Raw genomic sequence first — 19728 nt, 5'->3', positions numbered from 1 at the left:
TTTGCTGATCCGCCTTCTTCGGAAAGAACTCCATCATGAGCGATAACAACACTCCGACATCCGCTTCCCCCGTATCCCCCGCCGCCGCGCCCGAGGCGCCCGCGGGCAACGGCAAGCGCCGCCGCGCACTCACCGCGCTCACCGCCGTGGTGCTGGTCGCCGGCGGCGGCTGGGGCCTGTACGAATGGCTGGTCGCCAGCCACTACGAGAACACCGACAACGCCTACGTGCAGGGCAACGTCATCCAGATCACGCCGCAGATCGGCGGCACCGTCATGGCCATCGGTGCCGACGACACCGACTTCGTGAAGGCCGGCCAGCCGCTGGTGCAGCTCGACCCGGCCGACGCCAAGGTCGCACTCGAGCAGGCCGAGGCCGCGCTCGCGCAGGCCGTGCGCCAGGTGCGCACGCTGTACGCCAACAACGGCTCGCTGGCCGCGCAGGTCACGCTGCGCCAGAGCGACATCGCCAAGGCCCAGAGCGACATCGCCAAGGCGCAGGACGACCTGCAGCGCCGCCGCGCGCTGTCGGGCAACGGCGCCGTGTCGAAGGAAGAACTCAACCACGCCGAGACGCAACTGGCCAACGCCAGGAGCGCACTGGCCGCCGCACAGGCCGGCGTGGTCGCCGCGCGCGAGGCGCTGGCCAGCAACCAGTCGCTGACCGAAGGCACCAGCGTGGCCCAGCATCCGAGCGTGCTGGCCGCCGCCGCCAAGGTGCGCGAGGCCTACCTCGCCACGCAGCGCGTGGCCATGCCCGCGCCGGTCGACGGCTACGTCGCCAAGCGCACCGTGCAGCTGGGCCAGCGCGTGGCCGCCGGCACGCCGATGATGTCCATCGTGCCGCTGCACCAGCTGTGGGTCGACGCCAACTTCAAGGAAGTGCAGCTGCGCAACATCCGCATCGACCAACCCGTGAAGCTCACCGCCGACGTGTACGGCAAGAAGGTCGAGTACACCGGCAAGGTCGCCGGCCTGGGCGTGGGCACCGGCGCCGCCTTTGCGCTGCTGCCGGCGCAGAACGCCACCGGCAACTGGATCAAGGTGGTGCAGCGCGTCCCCGTGCGCATCGCACTCGACCCCGAGCAGCTCAAGGCCAACCCGCTGCGCATCGGCCTGTCGATGGACGCCGAGATCGACATCACGCAGAAGACCGGCAAGATGCTGGCCGATGCGCCGCGCAGCACCGCCTTCGCGCAGACGCAGGTCTACAGCCAGCTCGACCGCGGCGCCGACGCCGAGGTGGACCGCATCGTCGCCGCCAACCTCGGCCGCGGTGCGCCCACGGCAGCCGTGAGCCGCCCGGCAGCGTCCGCCGCCGCACCGGCCGTGCACGCCGCCACGCAGGGCCAGCCGGGCTGATCGCCGCCGGCTGCTGAACCCTCACAGCTCGCGCCATGGCCACTGCTGCTCCCGCTTACATCGCGCACCCCCCGCTCGAGGGCTCCGCCCGCGTCTGGGGCACGGTCGCGCTGTCCGCCGCCACCTTCATGAACGTGCTCGACTCGTCGATCGCCAACGTGTCGCTGCCGGCCATCTCGGGCGACCTTGGCGTGAGCACCACGCAAGGCACCTGGGTCATCACCAGCTTCGCGGTGGCCAACGCCATCGCGGTGCCGCTCACGGGTTTCATGACCCAGCGCTTCGGCCAGGTGCGCCTGTTCATGGCCAGCGTGATCCTGTTCATGGTCGCCTCGCTGCTGTGCGGCCTGGCGCCCAACATGACCACGCTCATCCTGTTTCGCGCGTTGCAGGGCTTCGTGGCGGGGCCGATGATCCCGCTGTCGCAGACGCTGCTGCTGTCGAGCTACCCGAAGGCCAAGGCCGGCCTGGCCATGGCCATGTGGTCGATGACGACGCTGGTCGCGCCCGTGATGGGACCGCTGCTCGGTGGCTGGATCACCGACAACATCTCGTGGCCGTGGATCTTCTACATCAACATCCCGGTGGGCATCGTGGCCGCGGCCATCACCTGGACGCTGTACCACAAGCGCGAGAGCAAGACGCACAAGGTGCCGATCGACGCCATCGGCCTGGCGCTGCTGGTGCTGTGGGTGGGCTCGCTGCAGCTCATGCTCGACAAGGGCAAGGAGCTCGACTGGTTCCACTCGGCCGAGATCGTCACCATGGCCGTGGTGGCCGTGGTCGGCTTCGCCTTCTTCCTGGTCTGGGAGCTGACCGACAAGCACCCGGTGGTCGACCTGTCGCTGTTCAAGCGCCGCAACTTCTGGTCGGGCGCGGTGGCCACGGCCATTGCCTACGGCCTGTTCTTCGGCAACGTGGTGCTGCTGCCGCTGTGGCTGCAGCAATGGATGGGCTACACCGCCACGCAGGCGGGGATGATCATGGCGCCCGTGGGGCTGCTGGCGATCTTCTTCTCGCCGGTGGTGGGCCTCACCGTGTCCAAGATCGACCCGCGCCGCTACGCGACCTTCTCGTTCCTCGTGTTCGCGCTGGTGCTGTGGATGCGCTCGAACTTCAACACGCAGGCCGACTTCGTGACGATCATCATCCCGACGATCATCCAGGGCATCGCGATGGCGTTCTTCTTCATTCCGCTGGTGACCATCACGCTGTCGGGCCTCACGCCCGACCGCATCCCGGCCGCGTCGGGGCTGTCGAACTTCCTGCGCATCACGGCGGGCGCCATGGGCACCTCGATCGCCACCACGCTGTGGGACAGCCGCGCGGCGCTGCACCACGCGCAGCTGGTGGAGTCGGTGAACCCGGGCAACAGCGCCGCCACCAGCGCCATCTCGGGGCTGACCGGCAGCGGCTTCAGTTCCGAGCAGGTGCTCGGGCAGATCAACCGCCTGGTCGACCAGCAGTCGTTCATGCTCGCGACGAACGACATCTTCTATGCCTCGGCGGTGCTGTTCCTGTTGCTGATTCCGCTGGTGTGGCTGGCGCGGCCGCAAAAGGGCGGCGCGGGCGGCGACGCGGCCGCCGGCGCGCACTGACAACCGGCAGCGCTCGCGCATGGACCAGTTCGCGGCCATGAAGGCGTTCCGCGCCGTCGTGGAGGCCGGCGGCTTCACCGCCGCGGCCGACGCGATGGACGTGTCGCACACGGTGGTCTCGCGCCACGTCAAGCAGCTGGAAACGGCGCTGGGCGTGCAGCTGCTGAACCGCACCACGCGCCGCTTCGCGCTCACGCAGGCCGGCCAGACCTACTACGAGCACGCGCGGCAGATCCTCGACCAGGTCGAGACCGCGGCGCTGGTCGTGGCGCAGCACCAGGTCGAGCCCACGGGCCTGCTGCGCATCAACGCGCCGATGTCCTTCGGACTGGAAGAGTTGGCGCAGTGGCTGCCGGCTTTTCTCGACGCACACCCGCAGGTCAAGGCCGACCTCGTGTGCAACGACCGCTTCGTCGACCTGATCGAAGAGGGCTTCGACGTGGGATTGCGACTGGCGTATGCACTCTCGGACTCGACGCTGATCGTCAAGCGCCTTGCGAGCTTCGAGGAATGGTGGGTGGCGTCGCCCGCCTACCTGCAGCGGCGCGGCACGCCGCAAACGCCCGCCGACCTGGCGGCGCACGACTGCCTGAACTACTCATTGGCCGCGAAAGCCGCACAGCCCAGCTTCACCGCGCCGGACGGCAGCGTCCGCACGGTCGACGTGGGCGGGCGGCTGCAGGCCAACAGCGGGCTCGTGCTGCGCAGCGCCGCGCTGGCCGGCACGGGGCTGGCGGCGTCGCCGGCGTTTCTCGTGCGCGACCCTGTGGCGCGCGGCGAGCTGGTGCGCGTGTTGCCCGAGTTCCGCCAGCAGCCGCTGAACCTGTACGCGCTGTATCCGCAGAACCGGCACCTGTCTCCGAAGGTGCGGGCGTTTGTCGACTTTGCTGCCGCGCGCTACCTGCCCGCGGACGGGCAGGGCGACTGAGCGCGGTAGCCGCGCCTTACTTCGCTGCGGTGGGCACCAGGTCGAAGCGATCGCCCTGGTACTGGAACAACAGGCAGTTCGCCCCCGGCTCGCAGCCGCTGCGGTGCGGCAGCCGCGCCGGCAGCAGGTAGTACGAGCCGGCCGGGTACAGCACCTTCTTGCCGTCATCGAAGATCGCGTAGAACACACCTGAGAGCACGACGGACGGAAGCGCCTGCGTGTGGCGATGGTGCGGGTTGTCGAAGCCGGCCGGGAATTCGACGAAGGCTTCGTAGGGGCCATTGCCCGTCAGGTTGCCGCGCACGTTGGCGTAGCGGATGCCGCCCGCGAGGGCCTGCCATTGCAGCGTGTCGGCGGGCGCCGAGATCGGCGTGCGGGGTGCCGGCGTGGCGGCGGTGGCAAGGCCCGGCGCGCACAGGGCGCAGGACAGGGCGAGGAACAAGGCGGAAGAGCGTTTCATGGTCATGGATCGAAGAGGGTGGATTCGTGGGGGCATGCGAAGGGCAGGGCGTCAGCGGCCCGCTTCCAGCAGTTGCAGCACCTCGTCGGTCGAGCGCACCTCGGCCACCACGTCCGACACGCCACGCAGCGCCGCGCGATGCAGCTCGCGGTGGCCCAGCACGCCGCCTTCTTCCAGGTCGAGGTCGCGCGTCGCGCAGGCATCGCCCACGATGAGGCTCTGGTAGCCGCGCGGTGCGGCGTCGAAGGCGGTGGCCGACACGCACATGTGCGTCATGAGGCCCGTGAGGATCAGCGTCGTGATGCCGCGCGCCTGCAGCTCGGCCTCGAGCGTGGTGCCGGCGAAGGCGCTCGGCGTGGCCTTGCGTAGCACGGCGTGTTGCGGCGCCGGGCGCAGTTCATCGTGGATGCCGAAGGCATGGCTGCTGTCCGCGAAGATCGGGCTGTCGGCGGGCGCCACATGCTGTACATGGAACACCGGCACCGCATGCCGGTCGGCGGCATCGATCAGGCGCCGCGCCTGGCGCAGGGCGGCCAGCCCGTCGGGAATGGGCATGCGCCCGTCGAAGTACTCGTTCTGGAAATCGATCGCGATCAGCGCCGTGGCGGCGGGATCGATGCGGCTCGTCGGCACGGCGCCGGTGAGGCTGCGGATGCTGGGGTGCTTCATGCGTTCTCTGCGTGAGTGAAAGAAGGCCTGAAGCGTAGGCAGCCCGCGCGCTGCGGGGTAGATGCGCGGCCGCACAAGATTTGTGCGGATCGTGGCGATCAGCGTGGCTACTTCACGCCGTGGCCCAGCGCCTTCAGCACGTCATGGCACGCACCCATCGTGTGGTAATCGGTCTTGCCCGCCGGGCTCTTCTCGTCGCTGATCTTCGCGTTCTGCGGCGTGAGGATGCGATACCACGCCCCGTGCGCGTGGTCGACGAAGTGGTCCCAGCTGTAGGCCCAGATCCGGTCGTACCAGTCCCAGTAGCCGGCGTCGCCCGTGCGCACCGCGAGCAGGGCGGCGGCGGCGAAGCTTTCGGCCTGCACCCAGAAGTACTTGTCGCCATCGCACACCGCGCCGTCGGGCCCGAAGCCGTAGACCAGCCCGCCGTGCGTGGCGTCCCAGCCGCGCTGCATCGCGGTGTCGAAGAAGTGGCGTGCACGCGGAACGATCCATTCGGTGCCTGGCGCGTCGGAGCCCAGGTGGCTCTCGAGCTGCAGCAGCAGCTTGGCCCATTCGGTGAGGTGGCCGGTCTGGAAACCCCAGGGCCGGAAGATGTTGGTCTTGTCGCCGCGGTTGTAGTCCCAGTCGACCGACCAGTCCTCGCGGTAGTGCTCCCACACCAGCCCGTCGGCGAGCGCAGCCTGCCGACCCGTGATGCTTTCGGCGAGCGTGCGCGCGCGCTCGAGGTAGAAGGGCTCGCGCGTGGCGTCGTAGGCCGCGAGCATCGCCTCGCAGGCGTGCATGTTGGCGTTCTGGCCGCGGTAGGGGCCGACCTGCCAGCTTGGCGTCGCCTCGTCGGCGTACAGCTGATGCTGCGGCTCCCAGAAATGCTGTTCCATCAAATCGCGGGCGCGCGCGAGGCCGGCGCGTGCTTCCTCGACGCCGGCCATCAGCGCATGCGCGTGCGCCAGCAGCACGAAGGCCAGGCCGTAGCAATGCTGCGTGCCGTCCTGCACGGTGGCTTGATGGCCATCCCAGTCGATCTGCCATGCATAGCCACCATTCGGCTGGGCATGCGCGGTCTGCAAAAACGCCAGGCCGTGGCGCACCGCGGCAAGGTCGTCGGGTTGGCCGAAGCGGCGCCACGCCATCGCGTGGTTGAACACGAAGCGCGTGCTGCTCACGAGGTGGCGCGTGCGCCGGTCGTACACGGTGCCATCGTCCTTGAAGAAATGGAAGAAACCGCCCGAGGCATCGCGGCTGCGCGGCGCGTAGAACGCCAGCGTGTGGGCGACGTGGTCGGCAAGGAATTCGGGTGAGCGGAAGTTCGGCATGGCGGTGATGGATTCAATCCGGGTGAAAGCGCATCGTTGCAGCGCAGCGGGCACGCCAGTTTTTCACGAAGCGTGCATGCGTGCCCGACACCCTCATGACGGTGCGCGTGCATGCATCGCGCGTTTGCAGGTGTGCGTGCTGCAGTGCGCAATGTCGTCGGGACGACAGTCGCTCGCACAGAGGGGGCGCACTCTGTGAATGGTTGCAGTGCAGCATAGGCATTTGCCCCAGTATGCAATTGCATAGCAGCCACCAACAATCGGTCCGCGCTCGATGGTGGCGCATTGAGATGGACCGCATGACCGATTTCTTTTTTCCGCACACGGACGACGCCGCGAGATGAGCGACGTCATTCTTGAAACACGCCAGCTCACCAAGGAATTCAAGGGATTCACCGCGGTCAGCAAGGTCGACCTCTCGGTGAAGCGCGGTTCGATCCACGCGCTCATCGGCCCCAACGGTGCCGGCAAGACGACCTGCTTCAACCTGCTCACCAAATTCCTCGAACCCACGGCCGGCACGATCCTGTTCAACGGCCACGACATCACGGGCGAACGCCCGGCGCAGATTGCGCGGCGCGGCGTGATCCGCTCGTTCCAGATCTCCGCCGTGTTCCCGCACCTCACGCTGCTCGAGAACGTGCGCTTGGGCCTGCAGCGCAAGCTGGGCACCTCGTACCACTTCTGGAAGAGCGAGAAGTCGCTCAAGCCGCTCGATGCGCGCGCCCGCGAGCTGCTCGCCGAGGTGGGCCTCGAAGAGCTGGCCGACGAACAGACCGTGAACCTGCCCTACGGCCGCAAGCGCGCGCTCGAGATTGCCACCACGCTGGCCATGGAGCCCGAGCTGATGCTGCTGGACGAACCCACGCAGGGCATGGGCCACGAAGACGTGCACCGCGTGGCCGAGCTCATCAAGCGCGTGTCGGCCGGACGCACCATCCTGATGGTCGAACACAACATGAGCGTGGTCTCGACCATCGCCGACACCATCACGGTGCTGCAGCGCGGCGCCGTGCTGGCCGAAGGCCCGTACGCCGAAGTCTCGAAGAACCCGCAGGTGATGGAGGCCTACATGGGCACCACCGACGGCGAAATGCAGGGGGCTCACTGATGACCGCTGCACTCGAAATCAAGGGCCTGCAGGCCTGGTACGGCGAATCGCACGTGCTGCACGGCGTCGACATGGTCGTGCAGCCGGGCGAAGTCGTCACGCTGCTGGGCCGCAATGGCGCGGGCCGCACGACGACGATGCGCGCCGTGATGGGGCTCACCGGCGCCCGCAAGGGCAGCATCAAGGTCAACGGCGTCGAGACCGTCTCGATGGCGACGCACCGCATCGCGCACCTGGGCATCGGCTACTGCCCCGAAGAGCGCGGCATCTTCGCCAGCCTCTCGTGCGAAGAAAACCTGATGCTGCCGCCCGAGCTCAAGGGCGCGGGGCAGGGCATGTCGGTCGACGAGATCTACGCCATGTTCCCCAACCTGGCCGAGCGCCGCCACAGCCAGGGCACGCGCCTGTCGGGTGGCGAGCAGCAGATGCTGGCCGTGGCGCGCATCCTGCGCACCGGCGCCAAGCTGCTGCTGCTCGACGAGATTTCCGAAGGCCTGGCGCCCGTGATCGTGCAGGCGCTGGCCCGCATGATCACCACGCTGCGCGCCAAGGGCTACACCATCGTCATGGTCGAGCAGAACTTCCGCTTCGCCGCGCCGCTGGCCGACCGTTTCTACGTGATGGAGCACGGCCGCATCGTCGAGAAGTTCGGCGCCGCCGAGCTCGAAGCCAAGATGCCCGTGCTGACCGAGTTGCTCGGCGTCTGAGTTCTTTCACCCCTTCTTGCTACTGCTGGAGACACCCATGAAAAATCGGCTCACCGCTTTCGCCCTGGCTTTCAGCGCACTGGCGCTCGCAGCGTCCGCCCAGGCGCAAGGCCAGGACAAGGTCAAGATCGGCTTCATCACCGACATGTCCAGCCTGTACGCCGACCTCGAAGGCAAGAACGGCGCGCTGGCGATCCAGATGGCCATCGACGACTTCGGCGGCAAGGCGGCCGGCAAGCCGGTCGAGCTGCTCACCGTCGACCACCAGAACAAGCCCGACATCGCCGCCTCGAAGGCGCGCGAGTGGATCGACACGCAAGGCCTGAGCATGGTCTTCGGCGGCACCAACTCGGGCGTGGGCCTGGCGCTGGCCAAGGTCGCGGCCGAGAAGAAGCGCGTGTACTTCAACAACGGCGCGGCCTCGTCGGCGCTGACCAACGAACAGTGCTCGCCCTATACCGTGCACTACGCCTACGACACCGTCGCGCTCGCCAAGGGCACCGGCGCCGCGGTGGTCGACGGCGGCGGCAAGACCTGGTTCTTCCTGACGGCCGACTACGCCTTCGGCCACGCGCTCGAGGCCGACACCTCCACCGTCGTGAAGGCCAAGGGCGGCACGATCGTCGGCGCGGTGCGCCATCCGCTCAATGCGTCCGACTTCTCCTCGTTCCTGCTGCAGGCGCAGAACTCCAAGGCGCAGATCCTGGGCCTGGCCAACGCGGGCGGCGACACCGTCAACAGCATCAAGGCCGCCAAGGAGTTCGGCATCGGCAAGACGATGAAGCTGGCCGGCCTGCTGATCTTTTTGAGCGACGTGCACAGCCTGGGCCTGAAGAACACCGAAGGCCTGCAGTTCACCACCAGCTGGTACTGGGATCTGAACGACGAGACCCGCAAGTTCGCCAAGCGCTTCTTCGACAAGACCAAGCGCATGCCCACCGAGATCCAGGCCGCCGACTACTCGGCCACCATGACCTACCTCAAGGCCGTGGACGCCGCCAAGACCGACGATGCCGACAAGGTCATGGCCGAGCTCAAGAAGATGAAGCTCAACGACTTCTTCGGCACCGGCCAGATCCGCCCCGACGGCCGCTACGTGCACGACATGTACCTGATGCAGGTCAAGTCGCCCGCCGAATCGAAGACGCCGTGGGACTACTACAAGCTCGTGAAGAAGCTGCCCGGCGACACGGTGTTCACCACCAAGGCCGAGTCCAAGTGCACGCTCTGGAAGTGACACCACCGAACACCCCACAGGAACAACATCCATGAAGACCACCACATTCGCTCTCTCCGCCGTTTTCGCCGCCGCCGCGCTGGCCGCCGGCACCGCCCAGGCACAGGACAAGGTCAAGATCGGCTTCGTCACCGACATGTCGAGCCTGTACGCCGACGTCGAAGGCAAGAACGGCGCGCTGGCGATCCAGATGGCCATCGACGACTTCGGCGGCAAGGTCAACGGCATGCCCATCGAGCTGCTCACGGCCGACCACCAGAACAAGGCCGACATCGCCGCCTCCAAGGCGCGCGAGTGGATCGACACGCAGGGCCTGACCATGCTGTTCGGCGGCACCAGCTCCGGCACGGCCCTGGCCATGGCCAAGGTGGCGCAGGAGAAGAAGCGGGTCTTCGTCGTGAACGGCGCGGGCAGCTCGGCGCTCACCAACGAGCAGTGCTCGCCCTACACCGTGCACTACGCCTACGACACCGTCGCGCTCGCCAAGGGCACCGGCGCGGCCGTGATCGGCCGTGGCGACAAGAGCTGGTACTTCCTGACCGCCGACTACGCCTTCGGCCAGGCCCTCGAAGCCGACGCGACCAAGGTCGTGAAGGAAAAGGGCGGCACCGTGCTGGGCTCGGTGAAGGCGCCGCTCAATACCTCCGACTTCTCGTCCTTCCTGCTGCAGGCGCAGAACTCCAAGGCGCAGGTGCTGGCGCTGGCCAATGCCGGCGGCGACACCATCAACAGCATCAAGGCCGCGAAAGAATTCGGCATCACCAAGAGCATGAAGATGGTGGGCCTGCTGGTGTTCGTGACCGACGTGCACAGCCTGGGCCTGAAGAACACCGAAGGCCTGCTGCTCACCACCAGCTGGGACTGGAACCTGGACGACAAGACGCGCGCCTTCGGCAAGCGCTTCTTCGAGAAGACCAAGCGCATGCCCACCGACATCCAGGCCGCCGACTACTCGGCCACCATGACCTACCTGAAGGCCGTGCAGGCCGCCAAGACGGTCGATGCCGACAAGGTCATGGCCACGCTCAAGTCCACGCCCATCGACGACTTCTACGCCAAGGGCAGCATCCGCGCCGACGGCCGCTTCGTGCACGACATGTACCTGGTGCAGGTCAAGTCGCCGGCCGAATCCAAGCAGCCGTGGGACTACTACAAGGTGGTCCAGAAGTTGAAGGGCGAAGAAGTCTTCACGACCAAGGCCGAAAGCCGCTGCGCCCTCTGGAAGTGACCTCCCGCGGGCGCCCCTGCGGCGCCCGGGTTCGTTGAAACGCTTATGAACATTTCCCTTCCCGCCTTGTTGAGTCAGCTCCTTCTGGGGCTGGTCAACGGCTCGTTCTACGCCATCCTGAGCCTCGGGCTGGCGGTGATCTTCGGTTTGCTCAACGTCATCAACTTCGCGCACGGCGCGCTGTTCATGCTCGGGGCCGTCCTCACCTGGATGGCGATGGAGTACCTGGGCGTCAACTACTGGGTGATGCTGATCGCCGCGCCGGTCCTCATCGGCCTGTTCGGCGTGGTCATCGAACGATTGCTGCTGCGCTGGATCTACAAGCTCGACCACCTCTACGGCCTGCTGCTCACGCTGGGCCTCACGTTGCTGATCGAAGGCGTGTTCCGCTCGGTCTACGGCGTGTCGGGGCTGCCCTACGATGCGCCCGAGCTGCTGTCCAGCGCCACCGACCTGGGCTTCATGGTGCTGCCCAACTACCGTGCCTGGGTGGTCGTGGCGTCGCTGGTGATCTGCTTTGCGACCTGGTACGTGATCGAGAAGACGCGCCTGGGTGCCTACCTGCGCGCCGGCACCGAGAACCCGCGCCTGGTGGAAGCCTTCGGCGTCAACGTGCCGCTGATGATCACGCTGACCTACGCCTTCGGCTGCGCGCTCGCCGCGTTCGCCGGCGTGCTGGCCGCACCGGTGATGCAGGTGTCGCCGCTGATGGGGCAGAACCTCATCATCGTGGTGTTCGCGGTGGTCGTGATCGGCGGCATGGGCTCCATCATGGGCGCCATCCTCACGGGCCTGGGCCTGGGCGTGATCGAGGGGCTCACCAAGGTTTTCTATCCCGAGGCTTCTTCGACGGTTGTGTTCGTGATCATGGTCATCGTGCTGCTCATCCGCCCCGCCGGCCTGTTCGGCAAAGAGAAATAAGGCGAGCGGCATGAACATGAAAAAAATCTCCACCGTCGTCTACGCGCTGCTGCTGGTCGCCCTGGTACTCGCGCCGTTCTTCGGCGCCTACCCGGTGTTCGTGATGAAGCTCATGTGCTTCGCGCTGTTCGCCGCGGCCTTCAACCTGCTGCTGGGCTACACCGGGCTGCTGTCCTTCGGCCATGCGGCCTTCCTGGGCGGCTCCGCGTACGTGGCGGGCCATGCGATCAAGGTCTGGGGCCTCACGCCCGAGCTGGGCCTGATCGCGGGCACGCTCACCGGCGCGCTGCTGGGCTGGCTGTTCGGCGTGCTGGCCATCCGCCGCCAGGGCATCTACTTCGCGATGATCACGCTGGCGCTCGCGCAGATGATGTTCTTCGTCGCGCTGCAGGCCAAGTTCACGGGCGGCGAAGACGGCCTGCAGGGCGTGCCGCGCGGCAAGCTCTTCGGCGTCGTCGACCTGTCGAACGACCTGACCATGTACTACGTGGCGCTGGTGATCGTGGTCGCGGCCTTCCTGCTGATCGTGCGCACCATCCACTCGCCGTTCGGTCAGGTGCTCAAGGGCATCAAGGAAAACGAACCGCGCGCGCTCTCGCTGGGCTACGACGTGAGCCGCTTCAAGCTGCTGGCCTTCGTGATCTCGGCCGCGCTGTCGGGCCTGGCCGGTTCGCTCAAGACGCTGGTGCTGGGCTTTGCCACGCTGTCCGACGTGCACTGGACCGCCTCGGGCCAGGTCATCCTGATGACGCTGGTGGGCGGCCTGGGCACGCTGTCGGGCCCCATCGTGGGCTCGGCGGTGGTCGTGCTGCTCGAGAACAAGATCGGCGAACTCGGCAACTTCCTGGCGCGCATCACGACCGTCGACTGGTTCAATACGCTGGGCGAGTCGGTCACCATGGTCACGGGCCTGATCTTCGTGATCTGCGTGCTGGCCTTCCGCAAGGGCATCATGGGCGAGATCATCGCCTTCATCGAGCGCCGCCGCGCGAAGTAGCGATGCCGGTGGCGTGACGGCGGGGTGGTTACCCTCCCTGCGGCGCCACCGCTTGTGCCCCCTGTGGCCGGGGCGCAGAATCCGGCTCCCACTTCGAGGAGCCGGCCATGGCCCTTCTTCCGTACTTTGTCCTCACACCCGAGCGGCGCGAAACGCCCTTGAACGTGCTCGGCACGCAGGTGACGGTGCTGGCGTCGAATGCCTCGACGCAAAGCTACGGCGTCACCTTCCAGCGCGGCGACGAAGGCACGGGCCCGCCACCGCACAGCCACGACTGGGACGAGTCGTTCTACGTGCTCGGCGGCGAGGTCGAATTCCTCTGCGACGGCCAGGCGCATCGGTGCCAGCCCGGCACGCTGGTGCACGTGCCGCGCGGCACGGTGCACGGCTTTCACTACGGCAAGGGCGGCGGCCAGATGCTCGAGATCACGGGGCAGGACGCGATGGCCGCGCAGATGTTCACCGCCATCGACCGCGAGATTCCGGTCGGGCCGGCGCCCGACATTCCGAAGCTGCTGGCGGTGCTGGCGCGCAATGGGGTGACGGTCTCGGCGTGAGGTGCGGCCCTCATCGGCACTGACAAGCCGACGCTGTCCAAAACCACCGGTTCCCGTGGCGACGCCGCATGCAGCGCTCGGCACAATCATCCGCACCCGGCCGCACAGGCCCACACCGACAAGAAGATGGAGGAGACCCCCATGCGCAGACGGCTGCTCGCACTTTTCGTGGCGCTCGCGCTGACAGGGTGCATGACCCCACCGCCGCTGCCGCCGAACGGCGGCCAGCTCGCGAAGGGCGCGAAGGTCGGCCTGCTGGTCCGCATCCCCACCGCCTCTGCGGAACACATGCATGTGGGCACGACCGTCTTCAACAACTTCTCGACCACGTACCCGTTCCCCTGGAACCCCACGGCCAAGGTCTACGAGGCCTTCACGTCGGAGCTCGAAAAGGCGGGCTTCCAGGTGGTGCGGCTCACGAGCTTTGCCACGACCTCCGTCAACGCGCTGGCCGTCTTCAAGCACGATCGATGGATCGCGAATCCTGCGCAGGCGTGGGCGACACGCAAGCTGAAGGACGACCAGATTGCCGCGGTGGTCCTCGTCGAGGCGACGCGAACGCAGGCGCGCCTGGAGTGCACCGGTGGGCCCTGTGGCGAGAGCGTCATGCAGAACTCGGGCCTCTTCACGCGCAGCATGCTGGGGTCGACGCGGTACTACGCGGTGCCCGCGATCGAAGCCAAGGTCTTCGTCATGGACCCGCCGCTGAACCTCGCGGCCTACGAGCCGATGCTCGCCCAGCAGCGGCAACGGGTGCGGCAACTCAAGGATTTCCCGGAACCGCGCGACCTCAAGCGGTTGAGCACTGCCGAGTTCGCGCCCGTCGCTTCGGCGATCGACGACCACGTCCGCGCGCTGTCGCGCAACACGGCGCAGGCGCTGAGCCAGGGCGTGAAGTAGCCCATCGCGGCGGGCTTCGGCTCACAGCCGCAGCGGCGCCGCGTACCCCGTCATCTCGAGATACCCGCGCCCCACGCGCCGGCCCTGCTGCGCGTCGCGCAGCTCGCTCAAGCCTTCCCAGTACACGCCGCCCGTGGAGCCGCGGCTGTCCAGTTCCTGGTCGTCGAGCAGGGCCTGCACCTCGAAGCGGCCCGCGGGCGTGTCGATGCGCCAGTGCGTCGGGTAGCTCGCGCGCGTGCGCGGGCTGGTCCAGCTGCGCAGCGCGTCGAAGCGCACCTCGCCGGGCTGGAAGATGCGCGCCGCGCCACCGCGCGGGCGGAACGAGCCGCCCGACCACAGCGCGCTGCCGTCGCGGCGGCGCAGGTGGAAGGCGGTGAGCGCGCTGCCGTCGTCGAGGTTCATGCCGATCCAGTCCCAGCCCACGGCCTCGGGGTGCATCAGCGCCTCGCTCCATTCGTGATCGAGCCAGGCGGTGCCGGCGATCTCGAACGGGGCCTGGCCTTGCAGCGTGAGGCGGCCCTGTGCCTGCAGCTGCGGCTCGCTGTAGTAGTAGCTCGCCTGCTCGGGCTCGGGGCCCTTGCGCGACAGGCCTTCGCGGCCCTGCAGCAGCACGGGTTGCGACGGCGCGAAGCGCAGGTCGAGCGTGAACTCGCCCGCGGGGATGCGCGCGGTGTAGGCGCCGCTGCCGGCGTCGCGCGTCAGCGACCAGTCGCGCAGCCGCACGTCGGTGTCGGCCTCGCTGGCCGAGGCCACGTCGAAGCCCGCGCGCGCGATGCGCTGGTCGTGCCGCAGCACGCGGCCTTCGAGGTCGGTGACGGCGGCGTGCGCGAACACCAGCTGCTTGGCGGCGAAGGCCGAGCGCATGGCCTGCGTGGCGTCGACGCGCGAGCGGAAGAAGGTCACCTGGAAGCCGAACGCGCGCCCTGCAGCCGTCTGGCCGTGGCCGGTGATGTACCACCACTCGGTGCGCAGCTCGGGGTGGCTGCCGAAGTCGCGCGGAAACTGCAGCGCCTTCGCGGGCAGGGCCCACGCGGCGTGCGGCGCGCCCGAGGCGGCCAGCGCGGCCAGCAGCAACAGCTGCCGCCGCGCGATGAGGCCACGGGGCGGGCGCATGGCCATCAGCCCGCCACCAGCGCGTCGATGCGTTGCTGCGCGGGCGCGATGTCGCCGAAGGCGTTGCGCACCCAGTCGGCGTCGTGGTAGCTCGGCAGGTAGCGTTCGCCCGCGTCGCACAGCAGCGAAAGGATCGAGCCCAGCTGGCCGGCCGCGCGCATCTCGTGCGCCACGGCCAGCATGCCGACGAAGTTGGTGCCGGTCGACGGGCCGACCTTGCGGCCCAGCAGCGCCGACAGCGCATGCATGGCGGCCACCGAGTCGAGGTTGGGCACTTCGAGCATGCGGTCGACCAGCGTGCGCACGAAGCTGGGCTCCACGCGCGGGCGGCCGATGCCTTCGATGCGCGAGCCGGGCGCCGTGAGCGTGGCGTCGCCGCTGCGGTGGTAGGCCGAGAACACAGAGCCCTCGGGGTCGGCCACGCACACCTGCGTGTCGTGGCAGCGAAAGCGCAGGTAGCGCCCGATGGTGGCGCTGGTGCCGCCGGTGCCGGCGCCCACCACGATCCACGCGGGCACCGGGTGCCGCTCGCGCGCCATCTGCTGGAACATGCTCTCGGCGATGTTGTTGTTGCCGCGCCAGTCGGTCGCGCGCTCGGCGTACGTGAACTGGTCCATGTAGTGGCCGCCGGTGCGCTCGGCCAGCGCGCGGGCCTCGTCGTACACCTGCGCCGCGTGGTCCACGAAGTGGCAGCTCGCGCCGTAGAAGGCGATCTGCGCGACCTTCTCGGGCGAGGTGCTGCGCGGCATCACGGCGATGAAGGGCAGGCCCAGCAGCCGCGCGAAGTAGGCCTCGCTCACGGCGGTGGAGCCGCTCGACGCTTCGACGATGGTCGTGCCTTCGCGCACCCAGCCGTTGCACAGCGCGTACAGGAACAGCGAGCGCGCGAGCCTGTGCTTGAGGCTGCCGGTGGGGTGCGTCGATTCGTCCTTCAGGTACAGGTCGATGCCGTGCGCGGCGAGCGCGGGCAGCGGCAGCGGAATGAGGTGCGTGTCGGCGCTGCGCTGGTAGTCGGCTTCGATGCGGCGGATCGCGCCGGCGAGCCAGCTGTCGCAGGAGGAGGTTGAAGGGGTGGTGGGCTGCATAGCGCGTCAGTCTACAAGTCATGCCTTGTAACCCGGCGGGTGACAGAAATCGGGATACTGCCCGCTGCCAATCCACAACAAGACCGGAGACGAACTGCATGAAGAGAATGAACCATCGGCTTTCCCTGGGCGCCGTGTCGCTGGCGGTCCTCGCCCTCGCAGGGTGTGCGTCCAACGCCCCGGGCGTGAACACACCCACGCGCCCCTCGTCATCCTTCGCGGTGCCCGGCCTCGAGAAGCCTGCCGAAGTGCTGGTCGACCGCTGGGGCGTGCCGCACCTGTACGCCGGCACGCTCTACGACGCCTTCGTGGCGCAGGGCTTCATCGCCGCGCGCGACCGGCTCTGGCAGATGGACCTGTGGCGCAAACGCGGCCTGGGCGAGATGGCGAAGGACTTCGGCCCCGCCTGGGTCGAGAGCGACCGCGCCGCGCGCGCCGTGCTCTACCGCGGCGACATGTACCGCGAGTGGCTGGCCTACGGCTCCGACGCCAAGCGCGTGGCCGAGGCCTTCACGGCCGGCGTCAATGCCTACGTGGCGCAGGTGCGCGCGCAACCCGCGCTGCTGCCGACCGAGTTCGCGCTGCTGGGCTACCAGCCGGCCACGTGGTCACCCGAGGACGTGGTGCGCATCCGGCACCACGGGCTCACGCTCAATTTCACGTCGGAGGTCGACCGCGCACGCGCGTTCTGCGCCGGCGCGCCGGGCGCCAAGGCCGACTGGCTGCGCCGCGAGCTCGATCCGCCGGTCACGCCCAAGGTGCCCGAGGGCTTCGATCCCTGCAGCCTTCCGGTGGCGGAGCTGCGCGCGGCCTACCTGCGGGCGACCGATGCGCCGCGCTTCACCAAGGAGAACACGCGCGTGGGCATGAACGCGGGCGCGTCTTCCGCGCCGGTCGCGCTGCTGCCGGGCAGTGCGGAGGCGATGGCCGCGAAGGCCGAGCAGGACGAAGCGGCGCAGGGCGACCCCACGGCCGCCTACGGCAGCAACAACTGGGTCATCGCGCCGAAGCTCACGTCCACGGGCCGGCCGATCCTGGCCAACGATCCGCACCGCGCGCACGGCGCGCCGAGCCTGCGCTACATGACGCACCTGAGCGCGCCCGGCATGGACGCCATCGGCGCCGGCGAGCCCTTCCTGCCGGGCCTGTCGATCGGCCACAACGGCACCATCGCCTTCGGCCTCACGCGCTTCTACATGGACCAGGAAGACCTGTACGTGTACGAGCTCAACCCGGCCAACCCCGAGGAGTACCGCTACCAGGGCCGCTGGGAGCCGATGACGCGCGTCACCGAGCGCATCGCGGTCAAGGGCGAGGCCGCGCCGCGCGAGGTGGTCAACACCTTCACGCGCCACGGCCCCGTGCTGGTCGCGGAGCCCGGCAAGCGCCGCGCCTTCGCCTTGCGCGCCGCCTGGCTGGAGCCCGGCATGGCGCCGTACTTCGGTTCGATGGACTACATGCGCGCGCGCAACTGGGACCAGTTCCGCGCGGCCATGAACCGCTGGGGCGCGCCGGGCGAAAACCAGGTGTATGCCGACAGCAGCGGCAACGTCGGCTGGATTCCGGGCGGGCTCACGCCGATCCGTCCGAACTGGGACGGCCTGATGCCCGTGCCGGGCGACGGCCGCTATGAGTGGTCGGGCTTTCGCAACGGCGACGAGCTGCCCTCGGAGTTCAACCCCGCGCGCGGCTACGTGGTCACGGCCAACGAGAACAACATCCCGCCCGACCATCCTGCCGCGAAGAAGGGCGTGGGCTACGAGTGGAGCGACGCGGCCCGCGCGCTCCGCCTCAAGGAACTGTTCGCGGCCAAGGTGGCGGCGGGTTCGCGCTTCACCATCGAGGACTCGGAGCGCATGCAGAACGACATCGTCGCGACGCCGGCGCAGCGCGTGCTGAAGCTGCTGGCCGGCCAGCGCAGCGACGACGCCCAGACCGCGGCGGCGCTGCGCCTGCTGCAGGGCTGGGACGGCGCCATGGACCGCGACAGCGCGGCGGCCGCGCTGTACGAGGTGTGGAGCAGCAAGTTCCTGCGCCAGGCCGTGCTCAAGGCGGGAGCGGGCGATGCCGCTGCCGCGCTGGCCGCACCCGGCGACAACACGCGCATGGTGCTGCTGCTGGAGAACCCGTCCGGCTGGGTCAGCAACGCGCAGCGCGACGCCTTGCTGCTGACGACCTTGCCCGCCGCCATGCAGGAGCTGTCCGCCAAGCTCGGGCCCGACCCGGCGGCGTGGAAGTGGGGCGCCTTGCACCGCGCCGAGTTCCGGCATCCGCTGGGCGGCGTGGTCGATGCGGCCACGCGCAAGAAGCTCGAGGTGGGCGACTGGCCGATGTCCGGCTCGTCGTTCACGCCGATGGCGGCCACCTACCGCGCGAACGACTACAAGCTGACCTCGGGCGCGTCGTTTCGCATGGTGCTCGACGTGGGCAACTGGGACGCCTCGCGCGTCATCAACACGCCGGGCCAGTCGGGCAACCCCGACAGCCCGAACTACCGCGACCTCGCGCCGCTGTGGCTCGAAGGCAAGTACGTGCCGCTGGTCTACAGCCGTGGCGCGGTCGAGAAAGAAACGGTGGAACGAATCCAGCTGACGCCGGGGCGCTAGCAGGACCGGTCACGGAAGAGGGCGCTGCCCGCGCCCCGCCGCGGCGCGCCCGGCCCTGCCGGTCGTCACGCGGTCGTCATTCGCCGATGTGATGCTTGCAGGAGTTGAAATACTGCCCACAAGCTTGCTGACACGATCCACTTCTTCCTTGTTGACTTCAGCGCATGGTGGTCGTGGGCGAGTGGTTGGACGGGGCTTGGGCCGGGGCAGGGACGACAGGCTCGTGCGGGCCCTTGTCTCCGGCCTCACGTGCACCGTGGTGTGCGTCTGCATCGCCTGGGGATCGACAGCGAAGGCCGTGGCCGCAGGCACCGACGCGCAGTCGGCAGATGCCGCCACCCGTGCGTCGCCCGAATCGCAGATGCTGGACTTCGACCTGCCCGCGCAGCCCTTGGCGGCTGCCCTGGCGCAATACGCCGCGGTGTCGGGGCGGTCGGTGATGTTCATCGACGAGTGGGTGGCGGGGCGAACTTCGGCCCCGGTGCGCGGGCGCCATGCGCCGCATGCCGCCTTGCGGGCCTTGCTGGTCGGCACGGGTTTCACCGCGGATGACGTGGACACGCAGCTTTCCGGTGCCTTCATCCTGAAGCGCGTCGCAGCGGTGCCTGGGGTGGTGTCGACCGCCGGTTCGCCACGCGGGTACGACGCCCTGGTCCAGGCCCGTGTCTGGGACGCGTTGTGCGCCGATCTCCGTACGGCCCCCGGCCACTACCGCGCGATCCTGCAACTGCAGGTGACCGCGTCGGGCCGCATCAGCCAGGCCCGCCTGGTGTCGTCTTCGGGAGACCCTGCGCGAGACGCCGCCATGCTCGCGGCATTGGCTCCTCTGAAGATGGACCGCCCCCCGCCCGCGGACCTGGCGCTGCCGCTCACGCTGGCCATCCTGCCGCACGACGTGTTGCCCGGGCCCCGCTGCGCCACGGTGCACTGACGC

18 protein-coding genes are annotated in these 19728 nt (G+C 68.6%); 13 read left to right on the top strand and 5 right to left on the bottom strand.

Annotated elements, in window-relative coordinates:
• The first annotated feature begins 35 nt into the window (after positions 1 to 35).
• Genes AC57B8_RS04550 through AC57B8_RS04540 form a run of 3 tightly spaced genes read left to right on the top strand, consistent with a single transcriptional unit; the run spans position 36 to position 3887 of the window.
• Positions 36 to 1361: an HlyD family secretion protein gene (locus AC57B8_RS04550; RefSeq protein ID WP_495270419.1), complete on the top strand. Its 1326-nt coding sequence runs from the start codon at positions 36 to 38 to the stop codon at positions 1359 to 1361.
• A 35-nt stretch (positions 1362 to 1396) separates the two neighbouring features.
• On the top strand, positions 1397 to 2959 hold the full coding sequence (locus AC57B8_RS04545) for a DHA2 family efflux MFS transporter permease subunit (RefSeq protein WP_062474087.1): 1563 nt from the start codon (positions 1397 to 1399) through the stop codon (positions 2957 to 2959).
• 19 nt (positions 2960 to 2978) lie between these two features.
• A complete protein-coding gene (locus AC57B8_RS04540) occupies positions 2979 to 3887 on the top strand; it encodes a LysR family transcriptional regulator (RefSeq protein WP_496478812.1) in 909 nt (302 codons plus the stop codon).
• Between the two features lie 16 nt (positions 3888 to 3903).
• On the opposite strand, the gene AC57B8_RS04535 is transcribed toward AC57B8_RS04540, so the two are convergent.
• The 3 genes from AC57B8_RS04535 to AC57B8_RS04525 all read right to left on the bottom strand — a co-directional run bounded on the left by AC57B8_RS04535 (position 3904) and on the right by AC57B8_RS04525 (position 6332).
• Positions 3904 to 4347 (bottom strand): cupin domain-containing protein, encoded by a 444-nt coding sequence (locus AC57B8_RS04535; protein WP_496478811.1) that lies wholly within the window; start codon positions 4345 to 4347, stop codon positions 3904 to 3906.
• A gap of 51 nt (positions 4348 to 4398) precedes the next feature.
• Positions 4399 to 5016 (bottom strand): cysteine hydrolase family protein, encoded by a 618-nt coding sequence (locus tag AC57B8_RS04530; protein ID WP_496478810.1) that lies wholly within the window; start codon positions 5014 to 5016, stop codon positions 4399 to 4401.
• Positions 5017 to 5123: 107 nt separating this feature from the next.
• Entirely contained in the window at positions 5124 to 6332 is a 1209-nt protein-coding gene (locus AC57B8_RS04525) for an AGE family epimerase/isomerase (RefSeq protein WP_496478809.1), read from the bottom strand.
• Between the two features lie 340 nt (positions 6333 to 6672).
• Between AC57B8_RS04525 and AC57B8_RS04520 the strand changes: the two genes are divergently transcribed.
• The 8 genes from AC57B8_RS04520 (at position 6673) to AC57B8_RS04485 (ending at position 13990) form a co-directional block, all read left to right on the top strand.
• The gene (locus AC57B8_RS04520; protein ID WP_062474077.1) at positions 6673 to 7443 is read left to right on the top strand and encodes an ABC transporter ATP-binding protein; all 771 of its coding nucleotides are present in this window, start codon (positions 6673 to 6675) and stop codon (positions 7441 to 7443) included.
• Positions 7443 to 8150 carry an ABC transporter ATP-binding protein gene (locus AC57B8_RS04515; RefSeq protein WP_062474075.1) on the top strand — a complete coding sequence of 236 codons (708 nt, stop codon included), beginning with the start codon at positions 7443 to 7445 and terminating at the stop codon, positions 8148 to 8150. The genes AC57B8_RS04520 and AC57B8_RS04515 overlap by 1 nt, the downstream gene beginning before the upstream one ends.
• Positions 8151 to 8187: 37 nt before the next feature.
• Complete coding sequence (locus AC57B8_RS04510; RefSeq protein WP_496478808.1) at positions 8188 to 9387, top strand: ABC transporter substrate-binding protein; 1200 nt, start codon at positions 8188 to 8190, stop codon at positions 9385 to 9387.
• 31 nt (positions 9388 to 9418) lie between these two features.
• Complete coding sequence (locus tag AC57B8_RS04505; RefSeq protein WP_095746043.1) at positions 9419 to 10615, top strand: ABC transporter substrate-binding protein; 1197 nt, start codon at positions 9419 to 9421, stop codon at positions 10613 to 10615.
• A gap of 45 nt (positions 10616 to 10660) precedes the next feature.
• Positions 10661 to 11536 (top strand): branched-chain amino acid ABC transporter permease, encoded by an 876-nt coding sequence (locus AC57B8_RS04500; RefSeq protein ID WP_062474069.1) that lies wholly within the window; start codon positions 10661 to 10663, stop codon positions 11534 to 11536.
• 10 nt (positions 11537 to 11546) lie between these two features.
• Positions 11547 to 12533: a branched-chain amino acid ABC transporter permease gene (locus AC57B8_RS04495; RefSeq protein ID WP_172438368.1), complete on the top strand. Its 987-nt coding sequence runs from the start codon at positions 11547 to 11549 to the stop codon at positions 12531 to 12533.
• A gap of 107 nt (positions 12534 to 12640) precedes the next feature.
• On the top strand, positions 12641 to 13090 hold the full coding sequence (locus AC57B8_RS04490; RefSeq protein ID WP_062474067.1) for a cupin domain-containing protein: 450 nt from the start codon (positions 12641 to 12643) through the stop codon (positions 13088 to 13090).
• A 141-nt stretch (positions 13091 to 13231) separates the two neighbouring features.
• The gene (locus AC57B8_RS04485) at positions 13232 to 13990 is read left to right on the top strand and encodes a hypothetical protein (protein ID WP_496478807.1); all 759 of its coding nucleotides are present in this window, start codon (positions 13232 to 13234) and stop codon (positions 13988 to 13990) included.
• A gap of 21 nt (positions 13991 to 14011) precedes the next feature.
• Here the strand turns inward: AC57B8_RS04485 and AC57B8_RS04480 are convergent, their stop codons facing one another.
• Both AC57B8_RS04480 and AC57B8_RS04475 read right to left on the bottom strand, forming a co-directional pair.
• The gene (locus AC57B8_RS04480; RefSeq protein ID WP_496478806.1) at positions 14012 to 15103 is read right to left on the bottom strand and encodes a lipocalin-like domain-containing protein; all 1092 of its coding nucleotides are present in this window, start codon (positions 15101 to 15103) and stop codon (positions 14012 to 14014) included.
• Between the two features lie 5 nt (positions 15104 to 15108).
• Complete coding sequence (locus tag AC57B8_RS04475; protein WP_496478805.1) at positions 15109 to 16188, bottom strand: PLP-dependent cysteine synthase family protein; 1080 nt, start codon at positions 16186 to 16188, stop codon at positions 15109 to 15111.
• Between the two features lie 98 nt (positions 16189 to 16286).
• Here AC57B8_RS04475 and AC57B8_RS04470 point away from each other — a divergent pair, with 98 nt between their 5' ends.
• Positions 16287 to 18794 carry a penicillin acylase family protein gene (locus tag AC57B8_RS04470; protein WP_496478804.1) on the top strand — a complete coding sequence of 836 codons (2508 nt, stop codon included), beginning with the start codon at positions 16287 to 16289 and terminating at the stop codon, positions 18792 to 18794.
• A gap of 298 nt (positions 18795 to 19092) precedes the next feature.
• Positions 19093 to 19725: an STN domain-containing protein gene (locus AC57B8_RS04465; protein WP_496478803.1), complete on the top strand. Its 633-nt coding sequence runs from the start codon at positions 19093 to 19095 to the stop codon at positions 19723 to 19725.
• Positions 19726 to 19728 lie beyond the last annotated feature (3 nt).

The organism is Variovorax sp. BGA-UO-ETr-C22 (assembly GCF_059567965.1).
The sequence above is the reverse complement of the archived record's forward strand: the minus strand, read 5'-3'. Positions and strand labels throughout refer to the sequence as shown.